The organism is Mesorhizobium metallidurans STM 2683, assembly GCF_000350085.1.
GTDB lineage: Bacteria > Pseudomonadota > Alphaproteobacteria > Rhizobiales > Rhizobiaceae > Mesorhizobium > Mesorhizobium metallidurans.
The window spans coordinates 1-19,348 of record NZ_CAUM01000057.1; the positions used below are offsets into that span (position 1 = coordinate 1).

18 protein-coding genes and 1 pseudogene are annotated in these 19,348 nt (G+C 62.0%); 9 read left to right on the forward strand and 10 right to left on the reverse strand.

Going from position 1 to position 19,348, the window contains the following annotated elements; genetic code table 11:
* On the forward strand, positions 1-556 hold a 556-nt coding region (locus MESS2_RS09965; RefSeq protein WP_040592621.1), incomplete at its 5' end, for an asparaginase.
* On the opposite strand, the gene MESS2_RS09970 is transcribed toward MESS2_RS09965, so the two are convergent.
* Positions 549-1,925 carry a TIGR03808 family TAT-translocated repetitive protein gene (locus MESS2_RS09970; protein WP_008874077.1) on the reverse strand — a complete coding sequence of 459 codons (1,377 nt, stop codon included), beginning with the start codon at positions 1,923-1,925 and terminating at the stop codon, positions 549-551. The genes MESS2_RS09965 and MESS2_RS09970 overlap by 8 nt on opposite strands.
* A 108-nt stretch (positions 1,926-2,033) precedes the next feature.
* Between MESS2_RS09970 and greA the strand changes: the two genes are divergently transcribed.
* On the forward strand, positions 2,034-2,507 hold the full coding sequence (greA, locus tag MESS2_RS09975; protein ID WP_008874078.1) for a transcription elongation factor GreA: 474 nt from the start codon (positions 2,034-2,036) through the stop codon (positions 2,505-2,507).
* Positions 2,508-2,740: 233 nt separating this feature from the next.
* Here greA and MESS2_RS09985 read toward each other — a convergent pair whose 3' ends face one another.
* The 4 genes from MESS2_RS09985 to MESS2_RS10000 all read right to left on the reverse strand — a co-directional run bounded on the left by MESS2_RS09985 (position 2,741) and on the right by MESS2_RS10000 (position 6,985).
* Complete coding sequence (locus MESS2_RS09985; protein ID WP_008874079.1) at positions 2,741-3,127, reverse strand: type II toxin-antitoxin system death-on-curing family toxin; 387 nt, start codon at positions 3,125-3,127, stop codon at positions 2,741-2,743.
* A complete protein-coding gene (locus tag MESS2_RS09990; RefSeq protein ID WP_008874080.1) occupies positions 3,124-3,354 on the reverse strand; it encodes an AbrB/MazE/SpoVT family DNA-binding domain-containing protein in 231 nt (76 codons plus the stop codon). Before MESS2_RS09990 ends, MESS2_RS09985 begins: the two co-directional genes overlap by 4 nt.
* A 74-nt stretch (positions 3,355-3,428) precedes the next feature.
* Positions 3,429-5,549: a methylmalonyl-CoA mutase gene (scpA, locus tag MESS2_RS09995; protein WP_008874081.1), complete on the reverse strand. Its 2,121-nt coding sequence runs from the start codon at positions 5,547-5,549 to the stop codon at positions 3,429-3,431.
* Positions 5,546-6,985: a methylmalonyl-CoA mutase subunit beta gene (locus MESS2_RS10000; RefSeq protein ID WP_008874082.1), complete on the reverse strand. Its 1,440-nt coding sequence runs from the start codon at positions 6,983-6,985 to the stop codon at positions 5,546-5,548. Before MESS2_RS10000 ends, scpA begins: the two co-directional genes overlap by 4 nt.
* Positions 6,986-7,250: 265 nt before the next feature.
* On the opposite strand from MESS2_RS10000, the gene MESS2_RS10005 reads away from it, so the two are divergent.
* From MESS2_RS10005 to MESS2_RS10015, 3 genes and pseudogenes are all read left to right on the forward strand, one after another.
* Positions 7,251-8,795: a helicase HerA-like C-terminal domain-containing protein gene (locus tag MESS2_RS10005; RefSeq protein ID WP_008874083.1), complete on the forward strand. Its 1,545-nt coding sequence runs from the start codon at positions 7,251-7,253 to the stop codon at positions 8,793-8,795.
* 118 nt (positions 8,796-8,913) lie between these two features.
* Entirely contained in the window at positions 8,914-10,656 is a 1,743-nt protein-coding gene (locus MESS2_RS10010) for an alkaline phosphatase (protein ID WP_008874084.1), read from the forward strand.
* Positions 10,657-10,786: 130 nt separating this feature from the next.
* Positions 10,787-11,050, forward strand: a pseudogene (locus tag MESS2_RS10015) (leucine zipper domain-containing protein); the annotation flags it as partial.
* Positions 11,051-11,079: 29 nt separating this feature from the next.
* On the opposite strand, the gene MESS2_RS10020 reads toward MESS2_RS10015, so the two are convergent.
* Both MESS2_RS10020 and MESS2_RS10025 read right to left on the reverse strand, forming a co-directional pair.
* A complete protein-coding gene (locus MESS2_RS10020; protein WP_008874086.1) occupies positions 11,080-11,904 on the reverse strand; it encodes a L,D-transpeptidase in 825 nt (274 codons plus the stop codon).
* A 177-nt stretch (positions 11,905-12,081) separates the two neighbouring features.
* Entirely contained in the window at positions 12,082-12,744 is a 663-nt protein-coding gene (locus MESS2_RS10025) for a haloacid dehalogenase type II (protein WP_008874087.1), read from the reverse strand.
* A 207-nt stretch (positions 12,745-12,951) separates the two neighbouring features.
* On the opposite strand from MESS2_RS10025, the gene MESS2_RS10030 reads away from it, so the two are divergent.
* The 4 genes from MESS2_RS10030 to MESS2_RS10045 all read left to right on the forward strand — a co-directional run bounded on the left by MESS2_RS10030 (position 12,952) and on the right by MESS2_RS10045 (position 16,161).
* A complete protein-coding gene (locus tag MESS2_RS10030; protein WP_008874088.1) occupies positions 12,952-13,830 on the forward strand; it encodes a branched-chain amino acid aminotransferase in 879 nt (292 codons plus the stop codon).
* 185 nt (positions 13,831-14,015) lie between these two features.
* Positions 14,016-14,612 (forward strand): superoxide dismutase, encoded by a 597-nt coding sequence (locus MESS2_RS10035; RefSeq protein WP_006330956.1) that lies wholly within the window; start codon positions 14,016-14,018, stop codon positions 14,610-14,612.
* Between the two features lie 148 nt (positions 14,613-14,760).
* Positions 14,761-15,204 carry a c-type cytochrome gene (locus MESS2_RS10040; protein ID WP_008874089.1) on the forward strand — a complete coding sequence of 148 codons (444 nt, stop codon included), beginning with the start codon at positions 14,761-14,763 and terminating at the stop codon, positions 15,202-15,204.
* Between the two features lie 9 nt (positions 15,205-15,213).
* The gene (locus MESS2_RS10045; RefSeq protein WP_008874090.1) at positions 15,214-16,161 is read left to right on the forward strand and encodes a cytochrome c; all 948 of its coding nucleotides are present in this window, start codon (positions 15,214-15,216) and stop codon (positions 16,159-16,161) included.
* A gap of 7 nt (positions 16,162-16,168) precedes the next feature.
* On the opposite strand, the gene MESS2_RS10050 is transcribed toward MESS2_RS10045, so the two are convergent.
* The 3 genes from MESS2_RS10050 to MESS2_RS32210 form a co-directional block, all read right to left on the reverse strand.
* Positions 16,169-16,558, reverse strand: a complete 390-nt coding sequence (locus tag MESS2_RS10050) for an SET domain-containing protein (RefSeq protein WP_008874091.1) — start codon at positions 16,556-16,558, stop codon at positions 16,169-16,171.
* A 91-nt stretch (positions 16,559-16,649) separates the two neighbouring features.
* The gene (locus MESS2_RS10055) at positions 16,650-18,776 is read right to left on the reverse strand and encodes a S9 family peptidase (RefSeq protein ID WP_008874092.1); all 2,127 of its coding nucleotides are present in this window, start codon (positions 18,774-18,776) and stop codon (positions 16,650-16,652) included.
* The gene (locus tag MESS2_RS32210) at positions 18,773-19,030 is read right to left on the reverse strand and encodes a hypothetical protein (RefSeq protein WP_157357661.1); all 258 of its coding nucleotides are present in this window, start codon (positions 19,028-19,030) and stop codon (positions 18,773-18,775) included. Before MESS2_RS32210 ends, MESS2_RS10055 begins: the two co-directional genes overlap by 4 nt.
* Positions 19,031-19,348: the final 318 nt, after the last annotated feature.

Here is a 19,348-nt window from a genome sequence, read left to right on the forward strand (position 1 = left end):
TGACGACTGTCCTTATGTCAGGGCGGATCACGCCTTGCAGGAGATGGTGCGCGACGCAATACAGGCGGTGACGGGTGCTGCCCATGGTGCCGACGAGCGAGCGATCGACGGCTGCTCGATCCCGACCTATGCTGTGCCGCTGAGGAGCTTCGCACTCGGCTTTGCCCGCATGGCGACCGGGACCGGATTTGCGCCGGTGCGCTCCAAGGCCGCAAAGCGGCTGCTGTCCGCCTGCATGGCCGAGCCGTTCTTCGTCGCCGGCACCGGCCGCGCTGACGTTGCGCTGATGGAGGCTGCCCCTGGGCGGATTTTTGCAAAGGGCGGAGCCGAGGGCGTCTATTGTGCGGCACTGCCTGAACTTGGGCTCGGCATCGCGCTCAAATGCAATGATGGCGCTGGCCGGGCGGCCGAGGCCATGGTTGCCGCGGTCATTTCCAAGCTGCTGCATGCCGACGAGATCCTGGCGGCGAAGCTGATCGAACTGGCAAACGCGCCCATCGAAAGCCGGGTTGGCGCCAAGGTGGGTCAGCTCCGGCCGACAGCCGAACTCAACTGACGTGATTGCGCTCGACGGTCAGATGCGGATAGCCGGCATTGCCTGACTGGGCGAGGTCGCCGGTCACCGGCTCGGCCCAGCGCTGGCCGATGACCGCGCCGTTTTGCGCGCCATCGATGACGTTGTTGGAAATGACGGCCGTACCGGCACCCTCGACCACGGTGACGACGATGCCCGTTCCGGCCTTGCGGATGATATTTCCTGTCGCCACGACATTGCGCATATACGGTCCCCAGCCGATTTGCATGCCGTAGAGCGGCGCATTTTCGACGACATTGCCCGACACGGTGGTATCGGCTTCGACGCTGATGCCGACGCCGAAGCCGGGCGCGTCCGCCGGGTAGGGGCCAGACGTCGAGAGGTTGCGCACGATGTTGCCCTGGCAGACCCCCATGCGGCCGCCTTCGTTGAAATTGACGATCGAGATGCCGTTGGCGGCGCCGTCGACGATGTTGTTGCCGATGATCGCGCCTTCGAAGGAGAACTCGGAATAGAGCGCCGTTTCGCCCGACCGCGAGCAGGTGTTGCCGGTCATCTGCAGATTGCTGGCGCTGTTGGCGCGGATCGCCGAAAACGCGCAGTCCGAGACGATGTTGCCCGAGATGACGACATTGCCGGCGCGGAAGGTATTGATGCCGTTGCCGTTCTGGCCGGTTCCGCCGCTTCGCGCCTGGATGCGTTCAACGCGGTTGCCGCTGACGATGGTGCCGTCCTCGGCCGCTTGCCAGCGATGCACGAGGATGCCGCCATTGCCGCAGTCGGAGACTGTGTTGCCTGAGATCTCCAGGCCGTCGGCCTCGACCGAATAGATGCCGGCGTCGGCCGCGCCCGATATGTCCGAGCGCTCAATGCGACCCGACGCATGTTCGAGCGACAGGCCGCGCTTGCCGCTGCCTGATATCTGGCAATTGTCGACGACGAGGTGGCCGACGCGGCGAAGATCGAGCAGGCCTTGCGCATAGTCGCCCATCCAGCGGTTGCTGCCGTCGAACACCAGCCCGCTGAATTCGATATGCTCGGCCTGTTCGGCCATGAAGAGATGGCCGTTGCCGCCATAGACGATCCGCGATGCACCCGGCACGCCGGAGAGCCTGACGCGGCCGGGCAGCGAGAGGTTTGATACCACATAGGTGCCCGGCGGCAGGAACACCGGCATGTCGCGATCGTTGGCCTGACGCAGCAGCTTGGCGAAGGCCTTGCTCTGGTCGTCGAGCGCGCCGGGCTGCACGCCGAGGTCGGCAGCGTTGATCGAGCCGCGCATCGAGGCATTCTCGATGCCGGGCAGGGCGGTCGCGGCCGCCTTGCCGAGCGAGAGGCCGAGTACCGCAAAGCCGGCGGTTCCCGTGAGAAACTTTCGTCTGTTCAACATCGGCACAGATTCCTGGAGTCTGCCCCCGATGTCGCAGGAATCGTGCCAGACCGGGCAGGCCCGTTGCAATGGCTTGTGAAGTCGCGGTTACGCGCCTAAATTCGACGGATGAGCAGAGCCTTCACGCGCGAGGAAGATAGCGAAAACGCCATCGCCGGCATTGGCGAGCGGCCGATCAGCCAGCACCGCAATCTGGTGACGGAGCGCGGCCTGGCGCAGATCGAGGAGAATCTGGCCGACCTGCGCGACATATTGGCGAAAGCCGAGAGGCGGGCCGACCGCGAACGCATCGCAGTTGTGTCGCGCGACCTGCGCTACTGGACCGCGCGGCGTGAAAGCGCCGAGCTTTCCGTGCCGGAGCCGGGCAGCGACCTCGTCCGTTTCGGCATGGGCGTCACGCTGGAAGGCGATGACGGCAGGAAGGTCCACTGGAAGATCGTCGGCGAGGACGAGGCCGACCCGGCCAAGGGCAGCATCTCCCACGTCTCGCCGATGGCCATGGCCTTGTTCGGCAAGAGGGCTGGTGACGTGGCTGTTGTCAACGGCAAGGAATGGGAAATCGTCAAGCTCTCGGAGAGCTGACCTTCGCCCAAAACCGTTCCGTAGCGTTCCGTCCCACCCCCCTCTGTCCTGCCGGACATCTCCCCCGCAAGGGGGGAGATCGGATGTGATTTTCGCTTTCGCCAATCACCAACGTTGCAAAGAAGCGGGGCGCAGAAGCTGCCAATCTCCCTCCTTGCGGGGGAGATGGCCAGCAGGCCAGAGGGGGGTGCTGTCCCTCCGGCAAATGAAAGTTTCGTGGCAACTACGGGCAACTACCCTTCGAGCTTGACGACATGGTCGCGGAAGAATGCCGCCGCTCCCGCCTCATCGATTTCGCCGGCGGCAACCATCAGGACAAACTGAATGATATCCTGTTGGTCGGCTTCGACGCTCAATCCATTGAAATAGAGGAACAGATCAGCGGCGGCAAAAGCGGTGCGCTTGTTGCCGTCGATGAACGGGTGGTTCTTGGCTATGCCGAAGAGATAAGCAGCTGCTAGCTCGCAAAGATCCGGCTCTCCGTAGATTTCCCTCTGTTGAGGCCGGTAGAGCGCCGATTCCAACATCCCCTCGTCTCGAATACCCGGCGCGCCGCCGTGGAGGCGCAGTTGTTCGGCGTGGAGCGCCTCCACGAATTCCCTCGAATGATGCTCGGTCATTTCGCGAGCGCGCGGTAGGCAACCTCATATTTCTTCATCCGCTCACGCGCGATCTTCATCTTGCGTTCGAACTCTTCGGCAGTGTCCTCGGTGCGGCGCAGGCGAAGCTCCTCGCCCTCCTGCACGATGACGATGCTGTCGCCAGCCCGCAGGTTCAGACGATCAAGAAGTTCCCTCGGCAGGATCACGCCTTCGGAATTGCCGATTTTGCGAATGGTGGTGTTCATGGTGTCGTATCCTGTTGCAACACCCATTATAACTCGGTCGGTCGATTGTTGCAACAGATATTATAACAGGCCGGTCAAGCCTGTAGCAGCCGGTCCATCAGCCGTTCCGCCGCTTCCGGGATGACGGTGCCCGGCGGAAAGATTTCCGCGGCCCCCGCTTGCAGCACCGCGTCATAATCCTGAGGTGGGATGACGCCGCCGGCGACGATCAGCATGTCCTCACGGCCGAGCTTCTTCAACGCGCTCTTGAGTTCGGGAATGAGCGTCAGATGTCCCGCCGCCAGCGACGAGGCGCCGATAATGTGCACGTCATGCTCGACCGCGAGTTTCGCGATCTCTTCCGGCGTCTGGAACATCGCTCCGACGGTGACGTCGAAGCCGAGATCGGCAAAAGCCGTGGCAATCACCTTCTGGCCGCGATCATGGCCGTCCTGTCCCATCTTGGCGACGAGAATGCGCGGCTTGCCGCCTGACCTCTCCTCGAAAGCCACGATCTTGTCCTGCAGCCGGTCGACCACCGGATTGTCGCCAAGCGCCTTGCGATAGACGCCTGAGATCGTCTGTACCGAAGCGACATGGCGGCCGAATACTTTTTCCAGCGCCAGCGAAATCTCACCGACCGTGGCGTTGGCGCGTGCGGCGCGGATGGCGAATTCGAGCAGGTTTTCGCCGCTCTTGGCGGCACGGCTCAGCGCCTCCAGCGCGCTCTCGACGGCGCCGACGTCACGCGTGCCCTTCAGCCTTTGCAGCTTCGACAATTGCCGGGCTTTGACCTCGGCATTGTCGATCTTCAGCACGTCGACCTCGATGTCCGTCTCCGGGCGATGCGCGTTGACGCCGACCAGGATCTGCTCGCCCGAATCGATGCGCGCCTGCGTGCGTGCGGCCGCCTCTTCGATGCGCAGCTTCGGGATGCCCTTTTCGGTCGCCGCGGCCATGCCGCCAAGGCTCTCGACCTCCTCGATATGGGCGCGCGCGCGCGCCGCCAGATCGTGGGTCAACCGCTCGACATAGGCCGAGCCGCCCCATGGGTCGATGATGCGGGTCGTTCCGGATTCCTTCTGCAGGATGAGCTGCGTGTTGCGGGCGATGCGGGCCGAATGGTCGGTCGGCAGCGCCATCGCCTCGTCGAAGGAGTTGGTGTGCAGCGACTGCGTATGGCCTTGAGTCGCGGCCATCGCCTCGATCATGGTGCGGGTGATGTTGTTGTAGGGATCCTGCGCCGTCAGCGACCAGCCCGAAGTCTGGCAATGGGTCCGTAGCGACAGCGAGCGCTCATCCTTCGGCAGGAAGTTCTTCAGCATCAGGCTCGACCACAAAAGCCGCGCCGCCCTGAGCTTGGCCACTTCCATGAAGAAGTTCATGCCGATCGCCCAGAAGAACGAAAGCCGCGGTGCGAAACGGTCGATATCGAGACCGGCCGCGACGCCGGCGCGGGCATATTCGATGCCGTCGGCGATCGTGTAGGCGAGTTCGAGGTCGGCCGTCGCACCCGCCTCCTGCATGTGATAGCCGGAGATCGAGATCGAATTGAATTTCGGCATATGCTGAGAGGTGTAGGAAAAAATGTCCGACACGATCCGCATCGAAGGCTTAGGCGGATAGATGTAGGTGTTGCGCACCATGAACTCTTTCAGAATGTCGTTCTGAATGGTCCCGGCGAGGTCCTTCTGCGCAACGCCCTGTTCCTCCGCAGCCACGATATAGAGCGCCATGATCGGCAGCACCGCGCCGTTCATCGTCATCGAAACCGTCATCTCGTCGAGCGGGATGCCGTCGAAGAGCTGGCGCATGTCGAGGATGGAATCGATGGCGACACCGGCCATGCCGACATCGCCTGCAACGCGCGGATGGTCGCTGTCATAGCCGCGATGCGTGGCGAGATCGAAGGCGATCGACAGCCCCTTCTGGCCGGCGGCAAGGTTGCGCCGGTAGAAGGCGTTCGATTCTTCCGCCGTCGAGAAGCCGGCATATTGCCGGATCGTCCAGGGCTGCTGGACATACATGGTCGGGTAAGGGCCGCGCACGAAAGGCGGCATGCCCGGATAGGTGTCGAGATTAGGCAGTCCCTTGAGATCGCTGTGGTTGTACAGATGCTTGACGCTCAGACCTTCCGGCGTCAGCCGCTGGCCTTTGATCTCGATCGGTATGCGGCGCGGCGCCGACCAGCCGACCTTGCTGAAATCCGGGATCATGACCCGGCTCCGATCGCCTGATCGATCCCGATCGGAAACAGCGGCTCGCAGACCGCCACGCTTTCGGTCAACGCTTGCCGCCGCTCGGCCGCCAGCGTTTCGACCGCACGTTCGCCTTTCGACGGGTAAAGCGTCGTGCCGACGATGGCGCGTTCGCCCGCCTGATAGGCAGCGTTGCGGCGGGCCGATGCCGCTTGGACCCGCTTCTGGATGTGCCCTTGCTGGAGGCTGGACAGCACGCCGCCTTCCGCCTCGATCCGCTGGAATTCTTCCCAGGCCGCTTCACAGAGATCCGCGGTGAGCGCCTCGACGGCGCCCGAACCGCAGGCAGGGTCGGCGACATGATCGATATGGCTTTCATTGGCCATGATCAGTTGCGCATTGCGGGCGACGCGGCGGGCAAAGCCCGCCGGCAAACCATGCGTGATCGTGTGCGGCAGGATGGAGATCGAATCCGCGCCGCCGGCCGCTGCGGCAAAACCGGCAATCGCGGTGCGCAGGATGTTCGTCTCCGGGTCCACGGTCGTCATCATGCGGAAGGACGTTTCGGCATGGATGTTGGCAGTGGAAGCGGGGATCGAGCAGGCCTCCTGAACACGCGCCCACAGCCTGCGCAGCGCCCTGATCTTTGCCATCGACACGAACTGGTCCTGGTCGACGCTTAGCGCAAAGCCGATATGGGGCGCCGCATAGACGAGCGGCTGGCGGGCCTCCTCGAACATCCGGAGATAGGAGACCGCCGAGGCCATCATCGTGCCCAGCTCCTGCGCCTCGGTGGCGCCGGCATTGTGGAAGACGCGCCCATCCGCTTCCAGCAGAACACCCGGCACGCCCATCGAGAAAAAATGCGCCAGCGATTGCGGCATCGACGCCTTCAGGGCTTCGATCGACATGCGCAGCCGGCCGGTTCCGGCAAAGATCGCCGCCGGATCTATGCCGAAGGACAGATTGAGTTTTGCCGGATCGGACCGGCGCTTGCTCAGGAACGCCACCAGCCAGTCGGCCACGGCGCGGCTCCAGGGATGGGCGTCGATGCGGACCTGGATGCGGTTGAGCGGCACGCCGTCGAGCACGGTCTCAAGCGCCTTGGCAGTTCTCGGCAGGCCATAGCCGAATGCATTAGGCGCGCCTTCGAAAACCAGCGACAAGCCGGTGGCGCCTTGCGCGACGTCTTCCAGCGCCTGGCTTCTGGCGCGGTCGATATCCGGATCGTCGACACGCTGGCTGACGATCCATGGCGATCTGGGGTTTGCCCGCACGAGAGGCTCCGCCGCCGCGCGATCATAAAGCGGTTCAATGCGAATATCGTCGTCGGTATGGGAGACGAGCTTTTCCTCGAAGGATCCGCCGGCAAGCGCCTTTTCCGCCAGTGCCAGCCATCGCTGTCGCTCGGCGTTCGGAAGTTCGGCATCGTGGATCAAGGCACCGGCGCCCATCCGCTCTCCTTGTCTTTTCGGCCGTGCGTGTCGGCCTGGAACGTTAGTCTACGGTTCCCGGTTCCATATCACAATGCGACATGCTTCCTGTGACGGTGAACCGTCAACCGATTGCCAAACATGCGCAGAATCCGCAAGCTTCAAAAATCCAATTTCGACCACGGGCATTGTCGCTGCGCGATGGCGTCATTATACCTGCGGCGAGGCCCCATGCTTTTCAAGACTATAGGGCTTTCAACTCTTCAGGTTTGCGGAGACCGGACACATGGCTGACGACACAAGCATTTTCATAGGAGCCAGCCGCAAGCCTGATGACAGCTACCAGCGCCCCGAACGCCTGCTGCTGCAATATGGCAATCGTCACGGCATGATCACCGGCGCGACCGGCACCGGCAAGACCGTCACGTTGCAGATACTGGCGGAAAGTTTCTCCAATGCCGGCGTGCCCGTCTTCTGCGCCGACATCAAGGGCGACCTGTCGGGCATCGCCATGATGGGCACGGCGCAGGATTTTCTGGTCAAGCGCGCCAAGCAGGTCAAGCTCGATCCTTATGAATTCCAGGAGTTCCCGGTCATCTTCTGGGATCTGTTCGGTGAGCAGGGCCATCCGATCCGCGCCACCATTTCGGAAATGGGGCCGCTGCTCCTGTCACGTCTGATGAACCTCTCGGAGGCGCAGGAAGGCATCATGAACATCGCCTTCCGCATTGCCGACGAGGAGGGCCTTTTGCTGCTGGACCTGAAGGACCTGCAGGCGCTTCTTGCCAACATTGCCGATCGCGCCCAGGAAATCGGCGCTCGCTACGGCAATGTCACCAAGCCTTCGGTCGGCGCGATCCAGCGCACCTTGCTGGTTCTGGAGCAGCAGGGCGCGGCGAACTTCTTCGGTGAGCCGGCGTTACGGATCGCCGACATCATGCGCACCACCCGCGACGGGCGCGGCGCCATCAGCGTGCTGGCCGCCGACAAGCTGATGATGAATCCCCGGCTCTACGCGACATTCCTTTTGTGGCTGATGTCGGAACTGTTCGAGGAGCTTCCCGAGGTCGGCGATCCCGACAAGCCGAAGCTGGTCTTCTTCTTCGACGAGGCGCACCTTCTGTTCGGCGATGCGCCCAAGGTGCTGATCGACCGGGTCGAACAGGTGGTGCGCCTGATCCGTTCGAAGGGCGTCGGCGTCTATTTTGTCACCCAAAACCCGCTGGATATCCCCGAAACCGTTCTGGCCCAGCTCGGTAACCGGGTGCAGCATGCCTTACGCGCCTATACGCCGCGGGAACAGAAGGCCGTGAGGACGGCCGCCGAGACGTTCAGGCCCAATCCCGATTTCGACTGTGCCACCGTGATCACGCAGCTTGGCACCGGCGAGGCGCTGGTTTCGACACTGGAAGCCAAGGGCGCGCCGTCCATGGTCCAGCGGACGCTGATTCGCCCGCCGTCGTCGCGCCTTGGTCCGATCACGCCTGACGAGCGCCGCAAGCTGATCGCCGAGAGCCCGGTTGCGGGACAGTACGACCAGGTCGTCGATCGTGAATCGGCTTTCGAGATGCTTCAGCAAAAAGCCAAGGAAGCCCAGGACGCGGAGGCGCAGCAGCAGGAGGCCGGTCGCTCGCGCTGGACCATTCCAGGCTTCGGCAATGACAGTCCCCCGCCCCAGACCACCGGCGGCAGGCGCACATCGGCCCCCAGACCGTCAAATCGCCAGACGGTGGCGGAAGCGGCGATCAAATCGGTGGTCCGCTCGGTCGGTTCATCCGTGGGCCGGGCGATCGTCCGCGGTATTCTCGGCAGTTTGTCGAGGGGCCGGTAACGAGCATCGGACCAGGAGGGTCCCCCGATTCGCCGCACACTGACTTGAAGCCGTGTCACATCGCCGTAGCAAATAAGTCCGAAAGTGCCTTTCGTCAGTCAATTTTCGGAGGTCAACCATGCGTCGCGCCCTCATCGCGCTTGCCGTCACGACAAGTCTTGCCAGCGTTGCTGGTGCAGCCACGATCTACCCTCTCGATCGCGCCACGATCCTCGCTCAGTCTCCTTTCGACCTGAAGGTCGAATTCGACAAAGTCGTCAGCCCCGACCAGGTCACGGTGACGATCAACGGCAAACCGGCCGAGGAAATCCTAGGCAAAAAGGTCGAGTTCGTGGAAAAGGAAGAGGGGGTTGATGCCTCCGCCATTTTGATCCGGGCCGCCAGCATCACTCAGCCCGGCACCTACACGATCGAAGCCAAGGCCGGTGACGAAGTCAAGTCCGTCAAATGGGACGTGTTCGCAACCTCGGCGGCACCACGCGCCAAGAACGTCATCTTCTTGGTCGGCGACGGCCTCTCCGTCGCGCATCGCACCGGTGCGCGGATCATGTCCAAGGGCATGACTGAAGGCAAGGCGAACGGCAGGCTCAACATGGACGACCTCGACCGTATGGCCCTTATCGGCACCTCGTCGACCAATGCGGTCGCGACCGACAGCGCCAACACGATGTCGGCCTACATGACCGGTCACAAGACGGCGGTAAACGCGCTCGGCGTCTACGCCGACCGCACCAAGGCCAGCCTGGATGATCCGAAGGTAGAGACCATCGCCGAAGCCCTGCGGCGCACCGGCAAGAAATCGATCGGCGTCGTCTCCACGGCCGAGATCGAGGACGCCACCCCGGCAGCCGTTGTCTCTCATACCCGCAGCCGCAGCGACAAGGCCGATATCGTCGGCATGTTCTACCAGACGCAGCCCGACGTCATCCTCGGCGGCGGCGCCGCCTATTTCCTGCCGCAGAGCACGGCGGGTTCCAAGCGAAAGGACGATACGGACTACATCGCGAAATTCCGCGATGCCGGATACGCTCTTGCCACCGACAAGACCGAACTCGAGGCCGCCGCCAAGACCAACACCGGCAAGATCCTCGGCCTGTTCCATCCCGGCAACATGGACGTCACGCTTGACCGCGATTTCCTCAAGAAGGGCACCGTGGAAACCTTCCCCAATCAGCCGGGCCTCGTCGAAATGACCAACGTTGCGCTTGGTGAACTTTCGAAGAATCCAGAAGGCTTCTTCCTGATGGTCGAAGGCGCCTCGGTCGACAAGATGTCGCACCCGATGGACTGGGAGCGCTCCATGGTCGAGACCATCGAATTCGACAAGGCGGTCGGCGCCGCCATGGAATTCGCCAAGACCAATCCCGATACAATGATCGTCGTGACCGGCGACCATACCCAAAGCGTCTCCATCGTCGGCACCATCGACGACAACAAGCCAGGTCCCGAAATGCGCGACAAAGTCGGTACCTATGCCGACGCCGGCTTCCCGAACTACGAGGACAAGAACGGCGACGACTATCCCGACAGCGTCGATGTCTCGCGCCGTCTGGCAATCTTCGGCGCCAATTTCCCCGACTATTATGAGACGTTCCGTCCGAAGCTCGACGGCCCGTTCGTGCCGGCGGTGCAGAACGAGAGCAAGCAGTATGTCGCCAACGAGAAGTACAAGGACGTACCGGGCGCCGTACTACGCATCGGCAATTTGCCGAGGTCGGCCGATACTGCCGTCCATTCCGTCGACGACGTTGTGTTGCAGGCTACCGGTCCCGGTGCCGAAGAGTTCAAGGGCTACATGGAGGAGAGTGACGTGTACCGGGTTCTCGCTGATGCCTTGGGACTCTCGCCAGCGACGAACTGAGTCGGCATGGGCTGAGCGGTCCAACCCCATCCATTCGGCTCCCTAGATGTGGGCTTTCAGGAGGTTGTTCATTCGGACCGAACCGAGGAGACTGGAGTTACCACGCTTCAGCACTCACCGGAGGATCCGAATGAACATCCACAAGAATGCCCGCCTCACGCCTCTGCGTCGAGAGGAGATGGCGCTTGCGGTGATAGAAGGCAGCCTTTCCCAAGCCCAGGCGGCGTTGCAATACGCGGTGACGGCGAAGGTCGTGAAGCGGTCGAGCGCTACAAGCGCTGAAGGCCGTGCCGGCATGGCCGACCGCTCGTCGCGGCCCAGGCGCAATCCGAACGCCACGGGCCAGGCCGTGACAGAGCGCATCGTGGCGCTGCGGCGCCAGCGCTTCACCGGCATCTCCTCGACCGCCGTTCCTCGATCGAACTAGAAAACCTGATCGGTAATCGCCCTTACCGGGCCAAGCAAAATCGAGCCTTCCGGCACGCCGGCGTCGATCGGAATGGCCTTCCGGTTTGCCGTCGCCACCATCTGCTGGCCGACACCGGCGCTAACGATCACCGGCGTCTTCGAGGGCGTGCGATCGTAGAGGTCGATGATGTCCTGGTTTATCAGGCGCACACAGCCCGAAGACACCGATTTGCCGATCGAGTTCCACTCGGGCGAGCCATGCAGGCGGTAGAGCGTGTCCTGGTTGCCCTGGAACAGATAGAGCGCCCGCGCCCCAAGCGGGTTCTTCAGCCCGCCAGGCATGCCGCCGTTGTCGGCGCTGTATTTTGCCAATTCCGGCTGCCTGGCGATCATTTCTTCCGGCGGGGTCCATTTCGGCCATTTCTGTTTCCACTGGACGACGGCGTTGCCTGACCATTCGAAACCGGCGCGGCCAAGGCCGACGCCGTAGCGGATGGCTTGTCCGCCAGGACGCACGAGATAGAGGTGATGGCCAACCGTATCGACGACGATGGTGCCAGGTTGCTGGCCGGTCGGATCGGGAACGATCTGGCGCAGGAACTGCTCGTCGATTTTTTCGTACGGTATGCCCGGCAAATCGAACCCGCCGTCGCTGACCGGAGCATATATTGTTGCATAGTCCAGCAGCGGAGGCTCGACATAGGCTGGCGGCGGAGGCTCAACCGGCTGCTGCCCCACAGTGGCGCAGGCGGAAACCGCAATCGAAGCGGCCCCCAGCGCTGCGGCGTTCAGAAAGCCGCGGCGGCTCAGGCGATAGGATTCGATGTCGGTTGTGAACATGGTTGCCTTTATTAAGTCTCAAATCGAAACAAAGCGTGAATGCGTTCTGATCAGTACGGCGCCAGCCCTACCAATGCCCGGCGCGATAGGGGGTTCCGAATCTGGCCTGACGGTGGACAAACAAAGGCAAAGCTGTGACCGCGCCGTCCCTGTTGCACTGCGGCCACATGTCGGGCATCAGCCGCCCGTCAGCAGGCCTTCGAGCGAGGGCAGGATCAGCGCCGGCGGAAAATCCCGGTATTCCTCGGGCTGGTTGGCGCGGTTGATCCACACGGTCCGGAAACCGAATTTGGTGGCGCCCGCGACGTCCCAGCGGTTGGACGATTGGAACGACACCGCACCAGGATAGAGACGCCAGCTCGTCGTGACCATATCGTAGACCGACGGGTCGGTCTTGAAGCGCTTGACGGCATCGACGGAATAGATATCGTCCAGGATCTGGTCGAGCGCCGCGGACTTGACCGCCGCTTCCAGCATTTCGGGCGAGCCGTTGGACAGGATCGCCAGCCTTGCGCCCGACGCCTTGAGCGCCTTGAGCACGGCCGGCACTTCCGGATAGCAGTCCAGCCGCCAATAGGCTTCCAGCAGTTTCGTCTTCAGCCCCTTGTCCGCCGATGGAACCTTGCGCAAGGCGAAATCGAGCGCCTGTTCGGTGAGTTGCCAGAAGTCGGCATAGGCGTCCATCAGCGTTCGCACCCAGGAATATTCCAGCTGCTTGGCGCGCCAGATGTCGGACAGAAGCTGGCCGTCGGGTCCGATCTGGTCGGCATGACGACGCACGGCCGCATGCACGTCGAACAACGTGCCGTAGGCGTCGAAAACGTAAGACGGATAATGCATGGCGACAGTTTTGCGGCGCGGCGGCACAAGGTGCAAGCACTGATTGCGGTCAGGATCAAATCGACGCCCTCGGATCGCAGCCAGGCCAACGCCGAGGTCGATTGGTCGGGGACCGCTGGCCTCAACAAATCTCGCTTATGCCGGTTGACGACAGCCGCCAAAGCATCTTCCATGGCCGGCTAAAATGCACCGAAACGGAACCAAGCAATGACACTGGCGACTGCGGCGCAATCCACGACATGGACCTTCGTCGACGGCGACTGGTATGAAGGCAATGTCGCCATTCTGGGACCGCGCAGCCATGCCATGTGGCTCGGCACCAGCGTTTTCGACGGCGCTCGCTGGTTCGAAGGTGTCGCCCCCGACCTCGACCGCCACGCCGCAAGGGTGAATGCATCGGCGATCGCGCTCGGTCTCAAGCCGTCCATGAGCGTCGACAAGATCGTCGGGCTGACCTGGGACGGGCTGAAGAAATTCGACGGCAAGACGGCGGTCTATATCCGGCCGATGTACTGGGCCGAGCATGGCGGCTACATGGGTGTACCAGCCGATCCGGCTTCGACCCGCTTCTGCCTTTGCCTCTACGAATCGCCGATGATCTCGCCGACGGGCTTTTCGCTCACCGTCTCGCCATTCCGGCGGCCCACAATCGAAACCATGCCGACCAATGCCAAAGCGGGCTGTCTTTACCCCAATAACGGCCGCGCCATCCTCGAGGCCAAGATGCGCGGTTTCGACAATGCGCTGGTGCTCGACATGCTGGGCAATGTCGCCGAGACCGGGACCTCGAATATTTTCCTGGTCAAGGACGGCCACGTGCTGACGCCGGCGCCGAACGGCACCTTCCTGTCCGGCATCACCCGCTCGCGCACGATGACGCTGCTCGGCGAATATGGCTTCAAGACCACCGAAAAGATGCTGTCGGTGCGCGATTTCCTCGAGGCTGACGAGATCTTCTCGACCGGCAACCATTCGAAAGTCGTGCCGGTCATCCGCATCGAGGAGCGCAATCTCCAGCCCGGTCCGGTGGCCAAGAAGGCGCGCGAACTCTATTGGGATTGGGCGCATTCGACTTCCCCCGGCTGATCCGCCGACGCTTCGCCTGCCTGCCCTTGTTTTGACGCAGCCTCTTGGCGGAAAACCGTGTGACACTTTTCCGGAACCCGCTTAGAAAGGGAACCGGCGCTTCATTCCGGAGTTGTTCCAGCTCAATCCAGCCCTATCTTAGTCCGGTATCGACACCGGGTTCTTTCCACGAGGGAGTATCATCCATGGCTTTTGAATTGCCCGCTCTGCCCTACGACTACGAGGCCTTGCAGCCTTACATGTCGAAGGAGACGCTGGAGTATCACCACGACAAGCACCACAAGGCCTATGTCGACAATGGCAACAAGCTGGCCGCGGAGGCCGGCATGGGCGACCTGTCGGTCGAGGAAGTCGTCAAACAGTCCTTCGGCAAGAATGCCGGGCTCTTCAACAATGCCGCCCAGCACTACAACCACATCCATTTCTGGAAATGGATGAAGAAGGGCGGCGGCGGCAACAAATTGCCGGGCGCCCTGCAGAAGGCCGTCGATAGCGACCTCGGCGGCTACGACAAGTTCAAGGCGGATTTCATCGCCGCCGGCACCACCCAGTTCGGTTCGGGCTGGGCCTGGGTTTCGGTCAAGGACGGCAAGCTGGCGATCTCCAAGACGCCGAATGGCGAGAACCCGCTCGTCCACGGTGCGACGCCAATCCTTGGCGTCGATGTCTGGGAGCATTCCTACTACATCGACTATCGCAACGCCCGGCCGAAATATCTCGAAGCCTTCGTCGACAGTCTCATCAACTGGGACCATGTCCTCGAACTCTACGAAAAGGCCTGATTTGATCTTCAGAAAAGCCCCGCCGGGGCTTTTCTTTTTTCGGCCCAAGATAGCAAGATTCACACAAGCGTGAGGCGAGGTTCCGGAATTTTTAAGCCATCCTTGCCGTTATCGTTTTGTCCTGAGTGCCTCAACATGGAGCCATTGAATGAGAAAGCTTGTTATCGCCATCTCTATGCTCGCCCTGGCCGGCTCGGCGGCCTTTGCCGATCCGATACTGGATCGGCAGGCTTTGATGAAGGAACGCGGAAAGATCGCTGGCGGATTGTTGAAAGTGGTCAAGGGCGAGGAGCCTTACGATGCCGCGGCGGTGCTGACGCAGTTGCAGGCGCTTCAGGCCAATGCCGAGAAATTCGATACCGACGTCGAAACTCTTTTCCCGGCGGGCAGCGACACTGGCGACACCACGGCTGCCCCCAAGATCTGGGAAGACATGGCCGGCTTCAAGGCGGCCGAACAGAAGTATCTCGCCGACGTCAAGGCTGCCGCCGCTGCCGCCCCCGCGGACGTCGATGCGTTGAAGGCACAATTCAACACCATCGGTGGCGATTGCGGCACTTGTCATCAGAGCTACCGGATCAAAAAGGGCTGATCGCAGGCAATGCCCTTGCTGAAGAAACTCGTCGGCGCCGTCCTCGTTCTTGGCGGCGTCGGCGCGGTTGCCGGGTGGTTCCTGTCGGCCCCGGTCAGGCTCGATGCCGAAACGCTGGCCAAGCTCGGCCCCGGGGACGCCGCCAGGGGCAAGCGCATTTTTTATGCCGGCGGCTGCACGTCATGCCATTCCAAGCCGGGTTCGCAGGGCGATGCCCGCCTTCAGCTGGTCGGCGGCCTCGAACTCAAGACGCCGTTCGGCACCTTCGTGCCGCCGAACATTTCGCAGGATGCCAAGGACGGCATTGGCGCATGGTCGGTCGAAGATCTCGCCAATGCCATGTTGAAGGGTGTGTCGCCAAGCGGCGAGCATTTCTATCCGGCGTTTCCCTATGCATCCTATGCCCGCATGAAGCCGGCCGACATTGCCGATCTCTACGCCTTCCTTAAGACGCTTCCGGCGGTGGCCGGCAAGGCGCCCACAAATTCGCTGGGCTTCCCGTTCAACATCCGTCGCGGCATCGGGCTGTGGAAACGGCTCTATCTGAGCGATCAGCCGGTGATTGCTTTCGCCGACGGCACGCCGGAGCCGGTGTTGGCCGGCCGCTATCTCGTCGAAGGATCCGGCCACTGCGGCGAATGCCACACGCCACGGGACTTTACCGGCGGCACCACGAAGAGCGAATGGCTGGCCGGAGCCACTGCCGCCGAAGGCAAGGGCATCGTGCCGAACATTACCTCGGGCGAAGGCGGCATCGGCGAGTGGTCGCAGGCCGACATCGCCAACTATCTCGAAACCGGCTTCACGCCGGATTTCGATTCCGTCGGCGGCGCCATGGTCGACGTGCAGAAAAACATGGCCGCGTTGACACCGGACGACCGCGCGGCCATCGCAGCCTACCTGAAGGCCGTCCCGCCGCACCCCAACGGCTATCCCGCGCGCAAGCCTTCGAGCTAATTTTCGATTACGGGTGGCGATCGCCCAGGAAATCGAAGCCGGTTTCGAAGAAATGATTGTAGTCGCAGGTCATTTCCTCGCCGGCCGCGATGTCGCGCAACGCATATGCCTCCTCCGGCGAGGAGACATCGCAATTCGGGTCGTCGTCGTGGTTCATGTAGCGTGCATCGTCGGCTTCGAAGACGATGTAGTTCGGGTCGCGGCGATCGGGGTAGGCGTAGCGGTCGAGATAGGCTTTGACCGGCCCGGTTTCACGCTCATAGGTCTCGACCTCGATGCGGCGGTCGTATCTGGGATCGAGCTTCCAGACCAGCGTGCCGCGAGGGATGTGGTTCTTGGCGAAAACGCCGATGCCCTGGATGGGCGATTTGTCGAGATAGACGTCGACCAGCAACATGATGGAACCTTGGCGTGACCGGGTGATTGGCAGTTGCGGCTGTGAGCCGCGCACTGGGTAGCGCGCGGCCGTTGCAATTGCGAGCGGAAAATCAGCTCAAAAGTTCGCCTCCAGCAAGGTCTGCCTTCCCCGCCACCTTCAGCGCGAAGGCATAGGTATAGGCGATCTCCTCCAGCCGGGAAAACCGGCCGGATGCGCCGGCATGGCCCGAATCCATGTTGATCTTGAACAGCACCGGATTGTCGCCGCTCTTGCGCTCGCGCAGCCGCGCCACCCATTTGGCCGGCTCCCAATAGGTGACGCGCGGATCGGTGAGGCCGGCCAGCGCCAGGATCGGCGGATAGTCGAGCGCGCCGACATTGTCGTAGGGCGAGTAGGCGGCGATCGTGCGGTAATCCTCTTGCGAAGCGATCGGATTGCCCCATTCCGGCCATTCCGGCGGCGTCAGCGGCAAGGTTGCGTCGAGCATGGTGGTGAGCACGTCGACGAACGGAACCTCGGCGACGATGCCGCCGAAGCATTCCGGCGCCATGTTGGCGATCGCGCCCATCAGCATGCCGCCGGCCGAGCCGCCTTGCGCGACGATGCGGTCGTGCGCCGTGTAGCGCTCGGCGACGAGATGATGCGCGACGGCGATGAAATCCGTGAACGTATTCATCTTGTGCGCCCGCTTGCCGTCGTCGTACCAGCCGTAGCCCTTGTCCTTGCCGCCGCGGACATGGGCGATCGCGTAGACAAAGCCGCGGTCGACCAGCGAAAGGCAGTTGGTGTTGAACGAGGCCGGCATCGTGATGCCGTAGGAACCATAGCCATAGAGCAGGCAAGGTGCCGATCCGTCGAGCGGCGTGTCGCTGTGATGGATGAGCGAGATCGGCACCAGCTCGCCGTCGCTGGCGGGCGCCATCAGCCGCCGCGTCACATAGTGTTCCGGGTCGTGTCCGGACGGGACTTCCTGGGTCTTCAGCAGCACGCGCTCGCGGGTGCGCATATTGTAGTCGAAGACCTGCGCCGGCGTCGTCATCGACGAATAGGAAAAACGCATGATCTCGGTATCGTATTCGTAGGAACCCGATAGGCCGAGCGAGAAGGCTTCCTCGTCGAGCGAGATGAGGTGTTCCTCGCCGCTCTTGCGGTCGCGCACAACGATGCGCGGCAGGCCCTCCTTACGTTCGAGCCTGACCATATGATCCCTGAAGCCGATCACCGACAGGATAAGCCGGCCCGCTTCGTGCGGCACCAGTTCCTGCCAATTGGCGCGCACCGGATCGCTGGTCGGCGTCGTCATGATCTTGAAGTCCTTGGCGCCGTCGGCATTGGTCAGAATGAAGAAGATGTCGCCGCCTTCCTCGATGTCGTATTGCAGGCCGGTCTCGCGCGGGCAAACCAGTTTCGGTTCGGTCAGCGGCCCGTCGGCGCGCATGATGCGGTATTCCGAGGTCTCGTGATCGTTGATGCCGATCATGATCCACTCGTTGGAGCGGGTGCCGCCGACATTCATAAAGAAGCCGGGGTCGGTTTCCTCATAGATCAGCCGGTCGTTTTCAGGCCTGTCGCCAAGGGCGTGGAACAGCACTTTGGAAGGGCGATGGTTGGAATCGAGGCGGGTATAGAAAAATCCGTCATCGCTGGCATCCCACACCCCGCCGCCGCCCGTATCCGCAATCTGGTCGGCCAGCTCGTTGCCGCTGGCGAGGTCGCGCACGCGAAGCGTGAAGAATTCGGAGCCCTTGTCGTCGAACGCCCACAAAAGCTTCTGATGATCGGCCGAATGATCGACGCCGCCGAGGCGGAAATAAGCCTTGCCCTCGGCCTCCGCATCGCCATCGAGCAGGATCTGCTCGTTGCCGCCATCGCGCGGCATGCGGAAATAGCGCGGCTGCTCGCCGCCAAGCTTGAAGGACGAGCCGTAAGCATAAGGCCCATCCTTCATCGGCGCGGACGAATCGTCTTCCTTGATGCGGCCCTTCATTTCTCCGAAAAGCTGCTTCTGCAGCGGAGTTGTGTCAGCCATCAGCGCCGCCTGGTAGGCATTCTCAGCTTCGAGTTGAGCGCGGATGTGGCTGTCGAGCAGGGATGGATCCCTGAACATCTCTTGCCAATTATCGGCTCTCAGCCAGGCATAGTCGTCCGTCCGGGTCACTCCATGATGGACGTCGAAGACCGGCCGCTTCTCTGGCTGTGGCGGGCTGACGGTCGGAAATGCTGGGGTTCTGGTCATTGCGTCTCGCTGTGGAAGTTACTTGAATGGCGAATGAACACGCCGATCGGCGCGGGTTCAAGGGTCGGGATGCATTGTTGTGCCGGGCTCCAATGCATGTCGCCCAAAAGTGCGCAGCGGTTTTGGGACAACGCATGCATAAAACAGGAACCTAAAGCGCGTCGCATGAATCGACGCGCTTTGATGTGCAGCGCAAGCACATCGCAACCTGTGGTTTTGTTGATTTTCGAAACAACCAGATAGCCATGCACCATGGTCAAGCATAGCCAAGCATTGACATCTCTTTGCTGGACATCACGGATGTAAAGGCGGCTTGACGTTGCGTCAACGGTTGCTGGTCTGACCAGACAAATATCCCAAAATTACACAGCGCACGAAAGATTGAAGCTGATCGCGGAATATTTGACTAACATCGACGAATATAGCACAAGAAGCGAATTGACTTACTTGATCTACAGGCCCATTAAGATGCCGCGACGCGAATCGTAGAGGCTCTTTCCTGCAAAAAGTTCGCGCGATGCCCGACCTTTCAAAAAAGGGCGCAGACAGAAACAACTCTCGTTGGGGCCGTG